The sequence below is a fragment of the Bariatricus massiliensis genome, assembly GCF_900086725.1.
GTDB lineage: Bacteria > Bacillota > Clostridia > Lachnospirales > Lachnospiraceae > Allocoprococcus > Allocoprococcus massiliensis.
On the sequence record NZ_LT574837.1, the window covers coordinates 1,090,788 to 1,107,354 of the forward strand.

20 protein-coding genes are annotated in these 16,567 nt (G+C 42.6%); 4 read left to right on the forward strand and 16 right to left on the reverse strand.

What is annotated here, in order from left to right; translation table 11 throughout:
- Window positions 1-21: 21 nt before the first annotated feature.
- Genes BN6465_RS11455 through BN6465_RS11465 form a run of 3 tightly spaced genes read right to left on the reverse strand, consistent with a single transcriptional unit; the run spans window position 22 to window position 3,274 of the window.
- Complete coding sequence (locus BN6465_RS11455) at window positions 22-1,443, reverse strand: GldG family protein (protein ID WP_066734979.1); 1,422 nt, start codon at window positions 1,441-1,443, stop codon at window positions 22-24.
- Window positions 1,444-1,455: 12 nt separating this feature from the next.
- Window positions 1,456-2,322: an ABC-2 transporter permease gene (locus tag BN6465_RS11460; protein ID WP_066734981.1), complete on the reverse strand. Its 867-nt coding sequence runs from the start codon at window positions 2,320-2,322 to the stop codon at window positions 1,456-1,458.
- Window positions 2,306-3,274 (reverse strand): ABC transporter ATP-binding protein, encoded by a 969-nt coding sequence (locus BN6465_RS11465; protein WP_066734983.1) that lies wholly within the window; start codon window positions 3,272-3,274, stop codon window positions 2,306-2,308. The genes BN6465_RS11460 and BN6465_RS11465 overlap by 17 nt, the downstream gene beginning before the upstream one ends.
- Before the next feature lie 254 nt (window positions 3,275-3,528).
- Here BN6465_RS11465 and BN6465_RS11470 point away from each other — a divergent pair, with 254 nt between their 5' ends.
- Window positions 3,529-4,020, forward strand: coding sequence for a prolyl-tRNA synthetase associated domain-containing protein (locus BN6465_RS11470; protein WP_066734987.1), 492 nt, complete (start codon window positions 3,529-3,531; stop codon window positions 4,018-4,020).
- An 84-nt stretch (window positions 4,021-4,104) separates the two neighbouring features.
- On the opposite strand, the gene BN6465_RS11475 is transcribed toward BN6465_RS11470, so the two are convergent.
- The 5 genes from BN6465_RS11475 to BN6465_RS11495 form a co-directional block, all read right to left on the reverse strand.
- A complete protein-coding gene (locus tag BN6465_RS11475; RefSeq protein ID WP_066734988.1) occupies window positions 4,105-4,914 on the reverse strand; it encodes a PD-(D/E)XK nuclease family transposase in 810 nt (269 codons plus the stop codon).
- Window positions 4,915-5,170: 256 nt separating this feature from the next.
- Entirely contained in the window at window positions 5,171-6,358 is a 1,188-nt protein-coding gene (locus BN6465_RS11480; protein ID WP_066734995.1) for a hypothetical protein, read from the reverse strand.
- A 128-nt stretch (window positions 6,359-6,486) separates the two neighbouring features.
- A complete protein-coding gene (locus BN6465_RS11485) occupies window positions 6,487-7,179 on the reverse strand; it encodes a 5'-methylthioadenosine/adenosylhomocysteine nucleosidase (RefSeq protein WP_066734997.1) in 693 nt (230 codons plus the stop codon).
- A 2-nt stretch (window positions 7,180-7,181) separates the two neighbouring features.
- Window positions 7,182-7,733 (reverse strand): GNAT family N-acetyltransferase, encoded by a 552-nt coding sequence (locus BN6465_RS11490; protein ID WP_066734999.1) that lies wholly within the window; start codon window positions 7,731-7,733, stop codon window positions 7,182-7,184.
- Window positions 7,734-7,761: 28 nt separating this feature from the next.
- A complete protein-coding gene (locus BN6465_RS11495) occupies window positions 7,762-8,166 on the reverse strand; it encodes a hypothetical protein (RefSeq protein ID WP_066735001.1) in 405 nt (134 codons plus the stop codon).
- A gap of 146 nt (window positions 8,167-8,312) precedes the next feature.
- On the opposite strand from BN6465_RS11495, the gene BN6465_RS11500 reads away from it, so the two are divergent.
- The gene (locus tag BN6465_RS11500) at window positions 8,313-8,564 is read left to right on the forward strand and encodes a TIGR03905 family TSCPD domain-containing protein (RefSeq protein ID WP_066735003.1); all 252 of its coding nucleotides are present in this window, start codon (window positions 8,313-8,315) and stop codon (window positions 8,562-8,564) included.
- A gap of 282 nt (window positions 8,565-8,846) precedes the next feature.
- Here the strand turns inward: BN6465_RS11500 and BN6465_RS20795 are convergent, their stop codons facing one another.
- Complete coding sequence (locus BN6465_RS20795; protein ID WP_074017787.1) at window positions 8,847-9,311, reverse strand: DUF6147 family protein; 465 nt, start codon at window positions 9,309-9,311, stop codon at window positions 8,847-8,849.
- Between the two features lie 66 nt (window positions 9,312-9,377).
- Window positions 9,378-10,331 (reverse strand): DUF4367 domain-containing protein, encoded by a 954-nt coding sequence (locus tag BN6465_RS11510; RefSeq protein WP_082891663.1) that lies wholly within the window; start codon window positions 10,329-10,331, stop codon window positions 9,378-9,380.
- Between the two features lie 641 nt (window positions 10,332-10,972).
- Between BN6465_RS11510 and BN6465_RS11515 the strand changes: the two genes are divergently transcribed.
- Window positions 10,973-12,040: an undecaprenyldiphospho-muramoylpentapeptide beta-N-acetylglucosaminyltransferase gene (locus BN6465_RS11515; protein ID WP_066735007.1), complete on the forward strand. Its 1,068-nt coding sequence runs from the start codon at window positions 10,973-10,975 to the stop codon at window positions 12,038-12,040.
- A 181-nt stretch (window positions 12,041-12,221) separates the two neighbouring features.
- On the opposite strand, the gene BN6465_RS11520 is transcribed toward BN6465_RS11515, so the two are convergent.
- Together BN6465_RS11520 and BN6465_RS11525 are read right to left on the reverse strand one after the other, a co-directional pair.
- The gene (locus BN6465_RS11520; RefSeq protein WP_082891664.1) at window positions 12,222-12,656 is read right to left on the reverse strand and encodes an RNA polymerase sigma factor; all 435 of its coding nucleotides are present in this window, start codon (window positions 12,654-12,656) and stop codon (window positions 12,222-12,224) included.
- 46 nt (window positions 12,657-12,702) lie between these two features.
- Window positions 12,703-13,113, reverse strand: coding sequence for an HIT family protein (locus BN6465_RS11525; protein ID WP_066735010.1), 411 nt, complete (start codon window positions 13,111-13,113; stop codon window positions 12,703-12,705).
- An 81-nt stretch (window positions 13,114-13,194) separates the two neighbouring features.
- On the opposite strand from BN6465_RS11525, the gene BN6465_RS11530 reads away from it, so the two are divergent.
- Window positions 13,195-13,926 (forward strand): sensor histidine kinase, encoded by a 732-nt coding sequence (locus BN6465_RS11530; RefSeq protein ID WP_066735013.1) that lies wholly within the window; start codon window positions 13,195-13,197, stop codon window positions 13,924-13,926.
- A gap of 118 nt (window positions 13,927-14,044) precedes the next feature.
- Here BN6465_RS11530 and BN6465_RS11535 read toward each other — a convergent pair whose 3' ends face one another.
- The 4 genes from BN6465_RS11535 to BN6465_RS11550 are packed head-to-tail and all read right to left on the reverse strand — an operon-like array spanning window position 14,045 to window position 16,543.
- A complete protein-coding gene (locus BN6465_RS11535) occupies window positions 14,045-14,821 on the reverse strand; it encodes a DUF6382 domain-containing protein (RefSeq protein WP_082891665.1) in 777 nt (258 codons plus the stop codon).
- Complete coding sequence (locus BN6465_RS11540; RefSeq protein WP_227183957.1) at window positions 14,818-15,234, reverse strand: TadE family protein; 417 nt, start codon at window positions 15,232-15,234, stop codon at window positions 14,818-14,820. Before BN6465_RS11540 ends, BN6465_RS11535 begins: the two co-directional genes overlap by 4 nt.
- Window positions 15,231-15,656 (reverse strand): prepilin peptidase, encoded by a 426-nt coding sequence (locus BN6465_RS11545; RefSeq protein WP_199882826.1) that lies wholly within the window; start codon window positions 15,654-15,656, stop codon window positions 15,231-15,233. Before BN6465_RS11545 ends, BN6465_RS11540 begins: the two co-directional genes overlap by 4 nt.
- Entirely contained in the window at window positions 15,644-16,543 is a 900-nt protein-coding gene (locus BN6465_RS11550; protein ID WP_227183954.1) for a pilus assembly protein, read from the reverse strand. Before BN6465_RS11550 ends, BN6465_RS11545 begins: the two co-directional genes overlap by 13 nt.
- Window positions 16,544-16,567 lie beyond the last annotated feature (24 nt).

Sequence of the window (16,567 nt, forward strand, 5' to 3'; positions counted from 1 at the left end):
CACACCTGTCCTTTCCAGCGGCTACGCCTTTCTTCTTCTCCACCATAATACGAATCCAATCAGCAGAATTGCAGCCGGAATAACAAAGATGACAAGCAGGCTGAACGCACTGGCATGAAGCGGTGTATTGCGCTCCGTACCCAGACTCTTAGCCTCGATAGCCACATTATCCACATCGTCGAAGTTCTCTGTCACAGAGTTTACAAATAAAGTCAGATTATCTAACGTCGTCAGCTGATCTGTGATATTAGAGTCAATCAGAGAACCGGAAGCCAGCACGGTGAGACGTGCTTCCAACGTTTCCGTTTCCGTATCCTCATCACCGTCTGTGTTTACTGTATTTGTTGCAACTGCGCCTACAATATATTGTCCCTGTGCTTGGTTTTCCTCCGTGACCAAATATCCGTCCGTAGAAGTCTTCATGAACGGCGTTGTCACGATAGTCTCACTGTCCGTTTCCGTCTGTTCCAGCCCCTGAGAATTCAATAGCAATACCATCTCATTGCTGATGCCGTCTGCCAGCCCGCCTGAAATGGATAGCTGCGGGAAAATCGCATAATAATTTCCCTGATAGCATCTCTGCGTATCCGCGATATATCCATCCAATTTCTTCAGTCCATAGTCCGCCATGACCGCGTCCAGATTCGGCGTCTCCGCCGTCGTATCTCCCAGTATCAGATACACCTTTCCGCCGTCACTTAAGTAGTTAGATATGATTGTCTTTTCATCATCGGTCAAATCGGATGTGGGGCCATATAAGAACAGCAGATCACAGTCGCCCGGGATCTCCGGATTCATGCTCAGATTAATCTCTTCTGTCTCCAGATTATTCTTGGTAAGCAAATCACTCACAGAGGAGGAGAATGTGCCTTCTCCGTGTCCTGCTGTGCGGTAGATTTTCTTCGTCTCTTCACTTGTCACATAGTTGATCGCACTGGTCAGCTGCCCCTCACCGTCAAAAGCGCTCTCGGACACCTGCCCTGTTGTATAATAAGAATACTGGTCATATTGAATAATATCGGAAAAGTTAATCGTGGATGTCTTTCCCGTATCCTCACATGAAACTATAATCACATTTCCTTCCGTATTATATTCCTGAAGAACGGCTGGGTGCAGGACGCTGTCCGTCCACTCCACTTCCACCTTCTTACTTAAGGCCGCATACTTTTTCACGAAAGTCTCAATTCTTGTGTCCACCGAATCCAGCTCCGCAATCACCGTAAGCTTTACCTTCTTGTCTAATTTCCCCAGCATATCTTTAGACACATCCGTAATTTCATACAAACGGTTGTCGCTGATATCTATATTTCTTATGTTCTCAGGAAGCTGCCCTGCCACCAAATTCACTACAATTGCTATTGCGACGACAATCGCCGCCAGACCCACACTGTAGGAGCCGTGTTTGGAGGACACACTTTTGAACATCTTTTTTATTTTTTCCATGTTATCTCCTCCTTAACTCCAACGCCTTTTTTCAATAGACTGCATGGTAAGAAATACAAATACCGCAGCCACCGTCAGGTACATGATAAGTCCGCTCACATCGAACAAATGATTGACAGCCACATTGTCAAATACATCCGCAATGTAGAGCCGCTTCATCATATTTACAAGGAGATTCTCAAACAAAGAAGCCTTGGCAAAGCTCAGCACGGTTACGATAATAACCCCTGCCAGCTCAGTAATCCCTGCCATGATCCAGTTCCCCGTCATCCGGTAAATAATAAACGCCAAAAGTGTAATCAATACCACTGTCCCGATGATGCCGCTTACATTCGATGTCGGCAGAAAATCAATCAGCCCACCCCAGAGATAAATGAGCAGCAGCGCGCCAAACGTTGTCACCGCCGCAATTATCTGGCTTTCCGTCAGAGAAGAAAGAAACATTCCAATTGCTATGTAAATACATCCCATAAGGAAAAACATTAGAATCGACAAATAATCCACTTTCAAATACGCTGTACCAAAGCTCTTGATAATCAGTGGAAACAGGCAGAATACCGCACATGGAACAGCAAAGACTGTAGTCATGGCCAAATATTTTCCCATGACAATGTCAAAAAGCTTCACCGGGGCCGACAAGAGCATCTGGTCTGTCTTATTCTTTCTCTCCTCCGCAAAGGAGCGCATGGTCAAAAGAGGGACTGCAATGATTAATATGTAATTAATATTCATCAAAACATATGAAAAATAAGGATAGCCGGAATTCAAATTATAGGCCATAAAATAAATTCCTGTAAAAATAACCATAAAGGCAATCAGCACATACCCGGTCATAGACTGGAAATACGCCTTCAGCTCTCGTTTATATATCGCCTTCATTCGTCTGCACCTCCTCTATCGCTCCCTGCGTCAGTTCAAGGAAGACATCTTCCAGTGTCGTACGGCTGTGGCTCAGCATCAGAAGAGGACATTCCGACTTCGCGAACTCCGTAAATACCTGCTCCCTGATATCCAGCCCAGCCTCCGGTGTCAGACTCACACCCACTGCGTCTTTCTCAATTCCGTTCTCATATACAGCATGTTTTATTCCGCCGATTCGGCCCACAACGTCCTTCACCACATCCTCTGTCCCTTTGGCGATAATCTCTACCGTCTGCTGCCCGCTCATGAGTTTTTCCAGATTCTCCGGCGTATCGCTGGCAACCAGCTTTCCATGGGAGATTATCATGATATAGTCACACACCTCTTGAATCTCCGCAAGTATATGGGAGCTCAGTATGACTGTATGCTTTTTTGCCAGTTCCCGTATCAATTCCCGTATCTCAATAATCTGCTTCGGATCCAGCCCTACTGTTGGTTCATCCAGTATGATGATTTCCGGAAAACCAAGAATCGCCTGTGCAAGGCCCACCCTCTGCCGGTAACCTTTGGACAAGTTCTTGATCAGACGGTTCTGTACATCAACGATCTTCACGAGCTCCATGACCTGCTCTACCTGAATACTGCGCTCCTTTTTTGGTATCTTCTTCAGCTCCGCTGAAAAATTCAAATACTCCCAGACGGTCATCTCCATGTAAAGCGGCGGCATCTCGGGAAGATAGCCGATACACTTCTTCGCCTCCTCTGGCTCCTCCAGAATATTGTGGCCGTTAATAAGGACTTCTCCTTCGGTCGCGCCCAAATATCCCGTCATGATATTCATAGTCGTTGATTTTCCGGCGCCATTGGGACCGAGAAAACCATATATCTGTCCTGTGTCCACTGTAAAGTCCAAGTGGTCCACAGCCAGATGCGCGCCATATTTTTTCACAAGATTTCTTACCTCAATCACTGCGTTCCCTCCTAATTCGTTTTGACCCTCGATGCCTACGGATTTCTCCGCACTTCGTGCTCCCGAAATCCTAACATCATGCATATCACAGTATAAAAAATAACTGTGAAAGTTCTGCGTGAAATGTGTGTTTTTTTTGTGTTCACACCTTGCGCAGTCCGCCCTATGCCATTTGGCATCTTTACATTTATATTCAAATATTCTATACTTATAGAAAACTTTACCAGCTTACCGTGAAAAATTGGAGGACGATTATGGAAAATCTAAAACAACGGATATACGATGAACTGAAAAGGCTGAATATTAAATACGAAGCTGTAGAACACGAGCCGGTCTTCACCATGGAGGACATGGACCGTCTTGGACTGCCCCAGAAAGGAACCCTGTGCAAGAATCTCTTCCTACGCGATTCCAAGGGAAAACGTCATTTTCTCGTGACTTGTGATGAAAAGAAAAAAGTAGATTTGAAATCTCTGGCCCGCCAGCTCGGCACAAACGGTCTCAGCTTTGCCTCTGAGGACAGGCTAGAGAAGTACCTCGGACTGAAGCAGGGGAGCGTCACCCCCTTCGGATTGATAAACGATACCGGCCACGCCGTTGAATTCTTCATCGACCGCGATTTGACCAGATGCAAAAGTCTGGGAATCCACCCACTGGAAAACACTGCCACTGTTTTCCTTTCTTATAAAGATTTGGACAAGTTTTTGTGGGAGTTGGAAGTCGATGTCATGCAGATAAAACTATAAATGCGTATCATCCAAAAGCGGAGCCTGCATTTACATGCACGCTCCGCCCTTTTCGCTATATGTTACCCTCATAACTTCTGCAAACTAATTAACACAAGCAAATAATTCCTCTTGTATCTTTTCGATTCTTTCTATAGAATATCCCGTCACCTTAGAAATGTACTCCAATGCTGCTCCCGTCCTCAGCATCTCTTCCACAATTTGACGCTCACGCTCTTCCAAACATTTTTTTGCATACTCTTTGGCATACTCTTTGGCATACTCCTCTACAACACCAGACATTTCCGCAACTCCTTTCTTCACTTCCTTAAAATACATGACCCGCTCCGACAGCTTAGGAAACAGAGGATGCCTCCCGTTACTGTCTGTGAAATACTTCATCATCTCTGCTATTTCTGAGCCGTCATCCACTTTTGTGTTAATATAAATTTCGTAAACTCCATTATCTACTTTTGCACCCGTCTCGCGTATCCTCCGCTCCACATGATATACCGTCTCTCCCGCCTCGAATAAATCAAAATCTGACAGGAAAAACAGATAGACATCCGGCAGCTGTGCGTACTTGATTCCTTTTTCTGTAAAATACGTATCCAGATTAGAAGAATTATATCTCATTCTTCTCTGATAGTCATCCCGCTCGGCCTTCTGAACCTCAATGTTATAGTATCTGCTGTCTTCATCCATGCATACGGCATCTAAGACCGATGATTTAGTACCCGAATTCCGCAACGAAAACTGTGCCCGGGAACTGATAAGCCTCAACTCCTTGTTCTGCATCAGCACCCGGATAATTTCTTCACACGTCTCCTTGTCTTCCACAATTTTGTGAAAGAACGTATCATCCATAATATTTAATTTGGTGATTTGTGCTTTTCTTTCCGTCAATTTATCCATATAGTACAAGTCTACTCACACAGCACAAACACTCTTTTCCCTTTACCTATAAACATATTATAATGCATATGGACAATATTTACAACAAATAACGGAGTTTTCAAGGTTAATTATTCTTTCATCATTCCTGCATAACACAAAGCGGGTGTGTGGACAGCACTCTATATCCACACACCCGCTTGTAACTGTAACATTATAATTCTGCAAACTCCAAAAGATAATTATATTTATGCGCAAACCTGCGTTTTTTTCTATTCTATGCTAAAAATTCTTCTAAAATCTCCCTGATTTTTGCCTCCTTCTGAAATTCCTGACCTGAAAACTCATCCTTCATCTGCCCATACCCATCCTGTGCCTCTGGCCCCGCCGTCTGATATTCCGGCATCCCAGAAGCACTATCCACCCCGGGCCGCGCCTTTCCTGCATCGCCATAGGACGACGCATTCTGTGGTACTCCCACAGACTGTGTGTAAGGACTTGCCGCCGCCTGAGTCAACGGCTCCGGCTGCGCCTCCTGCACACGCACTTTCATCTGCATTGCAGGCTCTTGAACCCTTGCTTTTCCGCTCTGAACTGCGCTCTGGCCGTGTCCTCCCGCGGATTGGACTGCCTGTCTCTGCCCCTGCACTCTGGCAAATGCTTGTCCTGTTTCCTGAGCTCTGGCATATTGCTGGCCTTGTGCTTCTGCACCTGCAAACTCCTGTCTCTGTACAGGCGTGCGGACAGGCTGTGGCTCGTCCGAGCGCTGCGGCGGTTCGGAATTCGTCTCTCCCGGAACTAAATGGGGAGCTGCCCCGGGCGCTTCCATAGGCGTTACCTGTCTAGTGTCAGGCTCCCGCACCGGAGCCTTCTGGGGCGAGGCAGCCTGCCTTCCCCTGCTGTCTTCCTCCGCCTTTTGTACAGTTACTTGAATTTCTTTTTGATTTGTCTTCTCGTACCGGTGGGCATAAGTATTTTCCAGAAAATCTACCATATACATCTTGGCAGCTTCCAGCTGATACCGCTCGTCCGTCGTTATATGTAATAAAAATAACACAACAATCCCCACTGCCCCCACAATAGCGTATTGATACAGAACATCTCTCACTCCGTTTACATAATATTCAAGCCCGGCGCCAACTGCACTTACTATACCGTATATCCAGATAGTCGCTTTCTCAAGCTGCCGCCAAGAATGAAGACGGAGACCTATGACCCGGTACTCAAACACATACTTTTCTACGAATGCCCTTACATTCTGCACTTTGTCGCTCACCATACACGCATGTTCAAATTTGGCCCGCACAAGCCTCATCAATGCATGGTTACTTTTGCTCATGTTACTTGACGCCCTCACCAGACGTTTTAGCGAAATGCCGGCGACCAGCTTTGCTATAATACCGATAGCCGCTATTGCACCGACAATGTAAAATACCACTTGTCGTGCTACTATTGTCTCTAACATAAAAAGAGCCCTCCTTCAACTGATTTACCGCCATTATACCGTAAATCGTGAATTTTGGACCCCCTAATCGTTCAACATATTCTGACAATCCGGACGTCTTTTGCGCCCGAATGTGCTGGTCAATCCCACTAAATTCTTGGAAGTAAATTTTGGACAAGCCTTACACTGTGGGCGATTGCCTGCCTCTCAAAGGTAGGATAATCCATTGTCGCACTGTTGTCGGCTTTGTCCGAAATGGCACGAATGATGACATACGAAACTTGATTCAAATGCGCCGCCTGTGCGATTGCCGCGCCTTCCATCTCCGTACACATCGCCCCAAAAGTGCTGATTATCCGCTCTTTCACATCATTTTCCGCGATAAACTGGTCGCCGCTGGCTACCCGTCCCACAAAAGTAGCAATATCCGGATTCGCCTCCCTGTTAGCCTGCTCCGCTTTTTTCACTAATTCACTGTCTGCCGGAAAAGCAAATACATCCATGTCCGGTATCTGTCCTTTCTGATAGCCCAGCCTCGTGACATCCATATCATGCTGCACAGCATCTGTAGAAATGACCATATCACCGATATTCAGCTCTGTTGCCAGCGCACCGGCAACTCCTGTATTAATCAACACATCCACATGAAACTTGTCCACCAAAATCTGCGCGCACAGCCCCGCATTCACCTTGCCAATGCCACTCTGAACCACAACAACATCCTTTCCGCATAGTCTTCCGCGGCAAAAACTCATAGCCGCCTGACTCACGGTCTCTTCAATCTCCATCGCTTCCTTCAGCTGTGCCACTTCCTGTTCCATTGCTCCGATAATTCCTATCATCTTCAATCCTCCAAATCTCTATTATTTAATTCTATTTCGTAAAACTGGTCAACAAGCTGTATCTCCCAATAATCACTTATCTTCTTGTCAACTTTTATCTCTCTGATCAATCTTCCCCCATTCTTTGTTATGGTCTTAGCCGAACCAATATTCTCTTTATAGCATCCCACAGTAACACTTTCCATTCCCAGCTCCCTGCACTTGTCTAGCGCAAAATGAAGCATTTGGCCTGCGTAACCCTTTCTTCTTTGATGCGGTCTTACCCCATATCCTATATGTCCATATTTCAGAGCTAAATCTTCCGGCATATCGAACCTTATGCTCAAAAATCCTACAAGCTCATTTTCATCACTAAACGCAAGATATGTGAAAGATTTCCCCCATACTGGATCGGAGATAAAAGTATTGTCATGAATTTTCTTTACCCACTCCCCATACTCCATCAATGGCAGGCTGCTTGTTGCACTCAGACTCTTCTCATTATTGGAATAATGTTCCTGAATATATAGCATAATCTCGCTTCTATCTTCCATTTCCGGTAATCTAAATTTCATGGTATATCCTTATCCTTCTTTTATCTTTTTACTTCATAGTCTCCACCAGCCAATGTTTCACAACCTCTTCCTGAAACTCACAGAACATCGGAAAATAGCTATCTTTAACATCATCCACATAATCTGAAATGTCCTTACTGCCGTTATCCCAATCCACCTGACACTCTACATCCAGTGCCCTCAACCATAGTCTTAAGTTCTTAATCAGCCCACGCTGACCCGCGGCTTTTAATACCTGCCTTGGATACCCTGTATCCTTTCCGGGATAGCCTTTCTTTTCCATCAGCGTTCCCATAAGTTCCAATGCCCGTTTGACACATTCTCTATATAGTACGCTAAATCCTGCCAACACTATATTTTCATAAGGTTCATTATAATTATATATCTCCCGCAGATTTTTTAAAGCCGCAGAAAACGCTTCATATTCTCCCATAACTGTTCTCCACCTGACTTTACTTATTTTACAATACGGTTATTATAGCAAATTTTCAACAGGATACCTAGCATTTTCTCCACACATTTGTTATAATTTGCGTTAACAACACATATTTTAACTTAATAAACGTAAGGAGTATAACTATGGATTACAGACCTCAGGGCGTATGCTCACGCCATATACATGTAGATGTAGACAGTAACAATGTTATTCACAATGTTCAATTCGAGGGAGGATGTTCTGGAAATACACAGGGAATCTCACGTCTTGTAGAAGGCATGGATATAAACGAGGCAATTACCCGAATGGAAGGAATCAAATGCGGCTATAAGGGAACCTCTTGTCCAGACCAGCTGGCCAAAGCCTTAAAACTTTACAAATCACAAACCAGCTAATTCTTAATGTGTTAGCTGCCTAAATTTTGACATACTTAAAGGACTGGCGAGCGCCAGTCCTGACATGATTTTTTTCCAGAGAGACTATTCCAACCACTGCACATTGAATGGCGTGTCTTATTCACGCTAGGTTTTCTCAATGTAAGGTCCTATTTTTTATATAATAGTAGTGGTTATATAACAGACAACGGCAGTGGTTGGAATAGTCTCTCTGAGTAATATAAAACACTTAAGTGTTTGTTTGACTAATTAACAAAAGTTTGCCTTAATAAAATAATTACATTATATCCAAATTCCATTTGAATAAGAACCACTAGCATCAGAATTAGCTGAGTGCAAACAATGTGTACGATAATAGTATCCTGAAGGCACAGATATCGTCTTACTTGAGCTGACAGACATTGCATTATATCTTGTAGCAGACCATGATGTATATACTTGCCATGATCCATTTACTAATCGCTCCACCCTAACATTTACGCCTACACTAGAAACTGTTGTCTGGGCAATAGTGGTTCCTCCAGCAGCCACTTTACCTTCGCCAGCTTTCGCAATAGTTGATGAGCCACTTCTTAAATAAACTCCCCTTGATAAATTTAAAATTGTGACTTCTGATGAATTTTCTGATGTTAAATATGAACCATCGATACAATCTCCTACTTCTGCTGCTTTTACCGGCATAGCCACTGATAATAATACTATCATTGATAATACTAAAGATTTAGATATCGCCATAATTTTTTTCATATACGCTTCTCCTTTTATACCCTTCTATTATATTAACAATTTACAACTTAAAAACTAACGCTTTTTTTACAAAAAATTTAAATTATTTATAATTTTATACATTTCACTTGCATTCACTGTAGTAGTTATAATATAGAATACATTTTTATATTCATATTGAATCATATACTGTTCTGTATTATTATCTTTCACTTTATATCGTTTTATTGTAATAGGAACTTCAGATACTATCTGTGATTGTTCTTCTATCAGCTCATCTTCCATATCATATCCAAAAGATTTATTAGTATAATTTACTAAAATTCGATACTCAAGAACACTACCGTTATAATCAAATAGTAAATATGCTTCTTGTAACTCTGGGTCAATAATACTCTCTACAAATTGAGTTCCTTCTGGTAAGTACCATAACTGTACTGCATCAAACCCAAACTTATCCTTAATTTCCTGATATGCCTGTTCTTCATTATCAATACCAGAATTAACATTAACATTCTCTTTATTATTTTCTTTATTAGAATCTATCTGCACCATTTGTCTATCACCAATTATTTGATTCTTAATATCAGTAAAGAACGGGACATCACCAAAACTGGTCATTCCAAATCCCATTACCATAACCGCAACAATGGCTACAAGTACAAACGCCATACGACGGCGTTTTCTAAACCGAACCACTCTCCTTTCATTATAATTTTCTTCATCTGTACTGCCTCCGTCTGCGCCTTTATCACCTCCATTGCCGTTGTCGTCATCGCCATTGCCGTCATTTGCCCTCTTAATCTGAAATTCCCTTCCAATGCGGATTGCTTCTTTGTCCTCATCGGAAAGCATTTCGTAGGCGGCCTTCTCAGCCTCATACTGTTCAATCTTTGCCTTGAGGCCCGCGTCCAGTTCTTCCGGCAAGGCGATATCTTTCAATGACTCATCGGCTTCTACTTCTTTGATTATTTTGTCAGCTTCTTCCGTTAACTCATTTTTGAGAAGCTTCTGCATTCTTTCCTGTTCGCTTTTCATCATATAACCTCATTCTTTTTGTTTTCTTCCCCTTTTTCTTGACCTTTTATCTTTATCTGTTTAATATTATAATATTGGAGGCAAAAAGGATTTCTCCGCACTCCGTGCTCACGAAATCCTATAACATTCAAATTCCGCCCTTTCGGGCTGCCTTCTCATGTTTTGCGGCTCCCAAGTTCACACGAATACATGCTAGCACACATTCGCATGACCTTTTGACCCTTGGCACTTTATTATGCGGTTGAGGTCAAAATAAATTTTGACCTCTGATGCCAACGGATTTCTCCGCACTCCGTGCTCACGAAATCCTGTAACATTCGAATTCCGCCCTTTCGGGCTGCTTTCTCATGTTTTGCGGCTCCCAAGTTCACACGAATGCCTGCTAGCACGCATTCGCATGACCTTTTGACCCTTGGCACTTTATTATGCGGTTGAGGTCAAAATAAATTTTGACCTCTGATGCCAACGGATTTCTCCGCACTCCGTGCTCACGAAATCCTATAACATTCGAATTCCGCCCTTTCGGGCTGCTTTCTCATGTTTTGCGGCTCCCAAGTTCACACGAATGCCTGCTAGCACGCATTCGCATGACCTTTTGACCCTTGGCATCATATATTAATTAGAGATAAATCAGGAGGAAGATTATGAAACGTATAATTTTAACCGGCGGTGGTACTGCCGGGCATGTCACACCTAATATTGCTCTGCTGCCCCGTCTGCGGGAGCTTCAATATGATATTCATTATATTGGCTCCTACAATGGAATGGAAAAAAATCTTATTGCGAAACAGGGTATCCCTTATCACGGAATCTCTTCCGGTAAGCTTCGCCGTTATTTCAGTCTTCAAAATTTCACTGATCCATTTCGTGTACTTAAGGGGTTCGGCGAAGCAAACAAACTTATTAAAAGTTTAAAACCAGATGTTATTTTCTCCAAAGGCGGCTTTGTGAGTGTCCCAGTTGTTATGGCCGGCAAACGTAATCATGTACCCACCATTATCCATGAATCGGATATGACTCCGGGGTTAGCTAACAAGCTCTCCATCTCCTCGGCCACAAAAGTTTGTTGTAACTTCCCCGAGACTTTAAAGTGCCTTCCTCCAGAAAAAGCCGTTCTTACAGGCTCCCCTATCCGTCAGGAATTAATGACCGGCAGCCGCGAAAGGGCGCGTGCTTTCTGTGGTTTTGAGGAAATCAAACCTGTCATCCTCATCATCGGAGGAAGCTTGGGGGCTGCCGCTGTCAATGATGCTGTGCGAAATATTCTTCCCCAGCTTCTTGAAAAATACCAAGTTATCCACCTTTGTGGCAAAAACAAACTGGATTCCTCTTTAAAGAATTTAAAGGGCTATGCCCAGTTCGAATATATCTCTGATGAGCTTAAGGATCTTTTTGCTCTTGCAGATATCGTAATTTCACGTGCCGGTGCGAATGCAATCTGCGAACTCCTTGCCCTGAAAAAACCGAATCTATTAATTCCCTTATCCGCAAGTGCCAGCCGGGGCGACCAAATATTAAACGCCCGTTCATTTGAACATCAGGGGTTCAGTATTGTCTTGGAAGAAGAAGAAATAACCAACGAACTTCTCCTGTCTAAAATAAATAAATTATATGAAGCTAAAGATTCTTATATAGAAACTATGTCCCAGTCCTCTCAAAAGGATCCCATAGAAACTATTATTCATCTAATCGAATCCGCTTCGAAAAATTAAGATATATTTTGATATGTTACGAAACATACTAGAAACAGGTGTCACATCGGCACCTGTTTGTTTATAAGTATTTTGTTGCTTCATATTGTTCCTTATAATTCTTTTTAATCCACTTCTTAGCTCTGTACAATACACTATGCAGCACCTCAATACTAACTCCAAGTTCATCAGCGACTTCCTGCTAACTCCTCTCTAAACAGTATACCATTGTCACCGCGTCAAACCAACGCTCATTAAGATTATACAATGAACTTAAAATGTCTTCTTTCAGTCTTATCATCTCTTTGTCATGTATTACCTTGAAAATTACATCTTCTGTATCTTCAGCAGACTCTCTTAAGTCAGATGTCAAAGTAATGTTCTCATCCGGTATTTCGTAGGCGGCCTTCTTGTTATAGTTCAAAGCCGCGTTCTTTGCCGATTTTAATAACCATTTCACAGCATAGTCCATATCGTAAGTATTAAAATGAGTGTATAACTGAAGAAAAGTATCCTGTGTTATCTCTTGTGCTACATGATAATTGTCAGAGTATTTCATGGCTGTTTTGAATATCAATTCCTTGTTCGCATTGTAAATGCGATTAAAGCTTTCGCAGTCTTTTGCCTGAGTTTCCACTTTGATATCCTCTGCTCTACCCTTTTTCTTTTGTAACTATACCCACTTATTTATTTAATCGTGCCAGTATCTCATCTCTGACTTCATCTGTTAATTTACCGGGCGTCCAGCTTATCCCAGCGCCGTCCCCCTTGTACCTAGGAATTAAATGTATATGAAAATGGAACACCGTCTGCCCGGCAACCTCTTTATTATTCTGTATAACGTTATAACCATCGCACTCCAGCACATCGGTAAGTACTGTCACCATCTTCTTCGCCAGCTTATAGGCTTTGGCAAGCACCTCGTCATCAATCTCATACAAGTCTGCATAATGCTCCTTTGGCAGAATCAGTGCATGTCCCTTTGTCGCCGGTCCTAAGTCAAGTATTACTTTAAAATCTTCATCTTCATATAAGGTAGCTGACGGAATATCTCCGCCTGCGATTTTACAAAATATACAATTCTGGTCTTTCATAATTTATCCCTCACTTTACAATTTGTATTTGAATATCTTCAGGCACAATGTTAAACTATGTTCTGAAAGGCGGTATTGATTATGTCATTTACAAACAGAGACTATGAAAATCTGGAACAACTTATGAATGAGAAACCTGAAAATAGAGAGTTGATTGAGAAGCTTCTGGAGTCTCATCAATACACTATCAGCAAAATCAGTCACGAAATCCGCAACCCGCTTGCGCTGGTCTACAGCACCTTACAACTGATAGAATCTCAGCATCCAGAAGCGAAAAGTTTCAAACACTGGAACGACATGCGGGAAGATATTGAATTTATGAACAGTCTGCTGCTGGAGCTGTCCACTTACAATAATGGTGAGCGGCTTAACCTTCAGCCCGTATGCGCTTATGATTTCTTAAGCCATATTTGTCTGTCATTTGCATCTTCCTGCGTAGACACTGAGATTGAATTCACCTCGAAAATAGATAAAAATCTTCCAAATATATTCTGTGACCGTATTAAGCTTCATGAAGTTGTTTTGAATCTTCTGAAAAATGCCTTTGACGCGGTAACACCTGCCGGTTCAATACGTCTCGAGGCATATATAGAAAATAACATGCTGAAAATTGTTATTTCAGATACTGGCTGCGGCATTTCTCCTGAACAGCTTGATGAAATATTTAATGCCTTCTTCACTAGTAAGTCAGGTGGTACTGGACTTGGACTAGCTATAGCCAAACGGGTAATTACGGCTCATCAAGGAAGCGTCAGCGTAAAATCAGAACTACATAAAGGCTCTAAATTCACAATTTCATTGCCTGTTGGATAATCTTACCATTATTATAGGTAATGCATCAGGCTTTTACAAGACTTTATTTTTAAAAACTTTATTCTTCCGCCACTGTCGGTTACTGTACACATCCTCCGGGTGTGCACAGTAACCAACGTCATGCAAAAGTATCCCAGTCTCCCCACATTTTTTTCTTCCTTTTCCTTAATTTATCATTTACCATTCCCCACATGCTTCTTTTTTCTTTCACTTTGCTCCCCAGCATTTCCTGCTCACCTTCCCAATCGTCAATCCAATAATCTTCTTCTACTGCATAAGTATGCTCTTTCTCCGCGGACATTTTCTTTACCTCTGTATCCTTTTTTTCCAAGATTTCTTCCAGTACTTTTTCAATATTATAATTCTCTTCCATGGATGCTTTGTGAAGTTCATAGGCTAAATAAATCGCCTCCTTATCAGCATAGTCCGCTTTCTTAACAAAGTATTCTGTAAGCTGGTGGAATTCTTCCCATATATCCGCGCATTTGCAAGGACAAAAACAAAAATAGAACTGCCCATCCGACTGATAAATATAATCAGGGACTAGTAAAAGACCGTTGGGGTTGAGTAGAAGATTTTCTACTTCTCTCAGCGCCTCCACAAACTGCTTCATAAAACTTTCCATTTCTCTATATCCCAAAACCGTATTTTCATAAAAAGATTTCATTGATAATTTTCCACTTATTTCATACCTGTAGCTGCTCCTTTCCTCTCTTCCCTGCCCCTGAACAGGCAGTAAACGTTTCAGTGTATTTGAATTGAGCATTCTCATTTGATAATTTTCTTTATATACCTCATCTATTTCTAACGATAGCCATGCATGATTGAGGTTCCGTTCATACTTTCCTTCTATATCACAATGTTTAAGAGCAGCTTTACGTAATTCATCGTTCATTTGTCAATCTCCTCCAGTCTTTGTCTGGCTATTCTGAATTTGCGGATTAATTTCTCAGGCTCTGTAATAGCTGCACTCTTATTCACGGTTAATGCCATGTTCCTAGCCCTAGCTTTCACTTTCACTTCTATGCCGTTCTTCCCAGAATTCACTGAGATGGAGGCGCCCCCAAAGAAAATTAGTTTCCCTTTTATGCGCTCTTGAAAATATTGTGCCAGCTTTCCTTCCGGTACCTCACCCTCATGTGCGATTTCACTGCCGACAACGGCGGTCTCATATGACGCGCCTGCCAGAATATTCTTATCATGATAATAAAATAAGGCAAAGAGCACCAGCATCCACACCAGCATTATCATTGGGAATAAATACGCAGCCTCCACTACCGTGCTCCCTCTTAAATCCCCCTTTTTCACCAAAGCATCACGCCTCCTATATATCCAAGAATCAGAAACGGATAAAGTGGTATTCTTTTTTTTCTAGACCATTTTTTCCAGAACATTCCGATTCCTGCCGCCAAAGCGGCCCCTGCAAATGTAAAGAACAGCAAAAAACTTAACTTCCAGATTCCGCAGTATATCCCTAAATTCGTAATCATCCACCCGTCTCCATATCCGATACTTTCTTTTGTCATCTTCGCAGCAATGAGAAACAACACTCCCGCCGCACCTCCTGCCGCCCATATATACCAGCCGGCACTCTCAAAATATATACTGCTGCACAAGGCCCCCACGGTTCCCAGTGCTAAATACCAGACGGGAATCATTTGCCTTTTTAAATCATATATACTGCCCAAAACAAGATAGGGCAGAATCATCAATTCTATTATTTTCCGCATTTTGAACAAGCTCCTTTTCCCTTTACTTCCTCTAAGGGTACCGCGTAGACCTTTCTTTTCAGACCGCTGCATGACAGCGAGCTGTGATATCGGTCTCCAAAATTCGTGATAAAAACAGTGCCTCCGTCCTTCCAACTTTTCATGCACCGCTCACACGGATGATATTTCCCATGACTCTCGTTCCGCAGACTCTCGATTTTCTCTGCCGGGACAGAACGAATAGACAGCTCTAGGTAGGTGCAATGAAAATCAAGATGATATACAACTCCGGTCTCTGTAACATAGACAATCGTAGTATCCGGACTGTAGGAAAATCCTTCCTTTACATAGCCTGTCCAGCATTTCACACGCATATTTTCTTCTTGAGAAACAGAGGGAATGGCCAATACTGGAATGGGAATTCTAACTTGATACTGTACATGAAGCACTATAATGTTACTGTCGGGATACATGATTGATTTACCACACTTTAAGCCTCTGCTGCCCCCTACGGTAAGGCTGCGCTCTAAACGGTCTGCACCGATGCTCTTAACTATCTCATGCTCAGCCTTGGCCGCCGTAAAAATAGGATTAACATACGTTTCTTGGGCTATCCGTTTACCTGCTTCATGCATTCCAGAAATCACGGCTGTCCTGAGCGCCTGAATTTCCAGCAGCCAGATTAAACTAACTGCCGCATACAGAAACAACGGAATGCAAAAAGCCGCTTCTACTGTAATGCTTCCTCGTGAGGCGGATGCAGATGCCTTTTCTATATTAAGAAAGAATTGTATATTGCGTGAGTATTCCGGTCTGCCCTCCTTTCTAGAAATTTTATTTACATTGTGTTTGTGAGGATTGTTTGATTTACCACTAAAGATTATGGGTAAGGGCAATAGAAAAGGCATCTGTATCCACCTCCTTTCACGTTA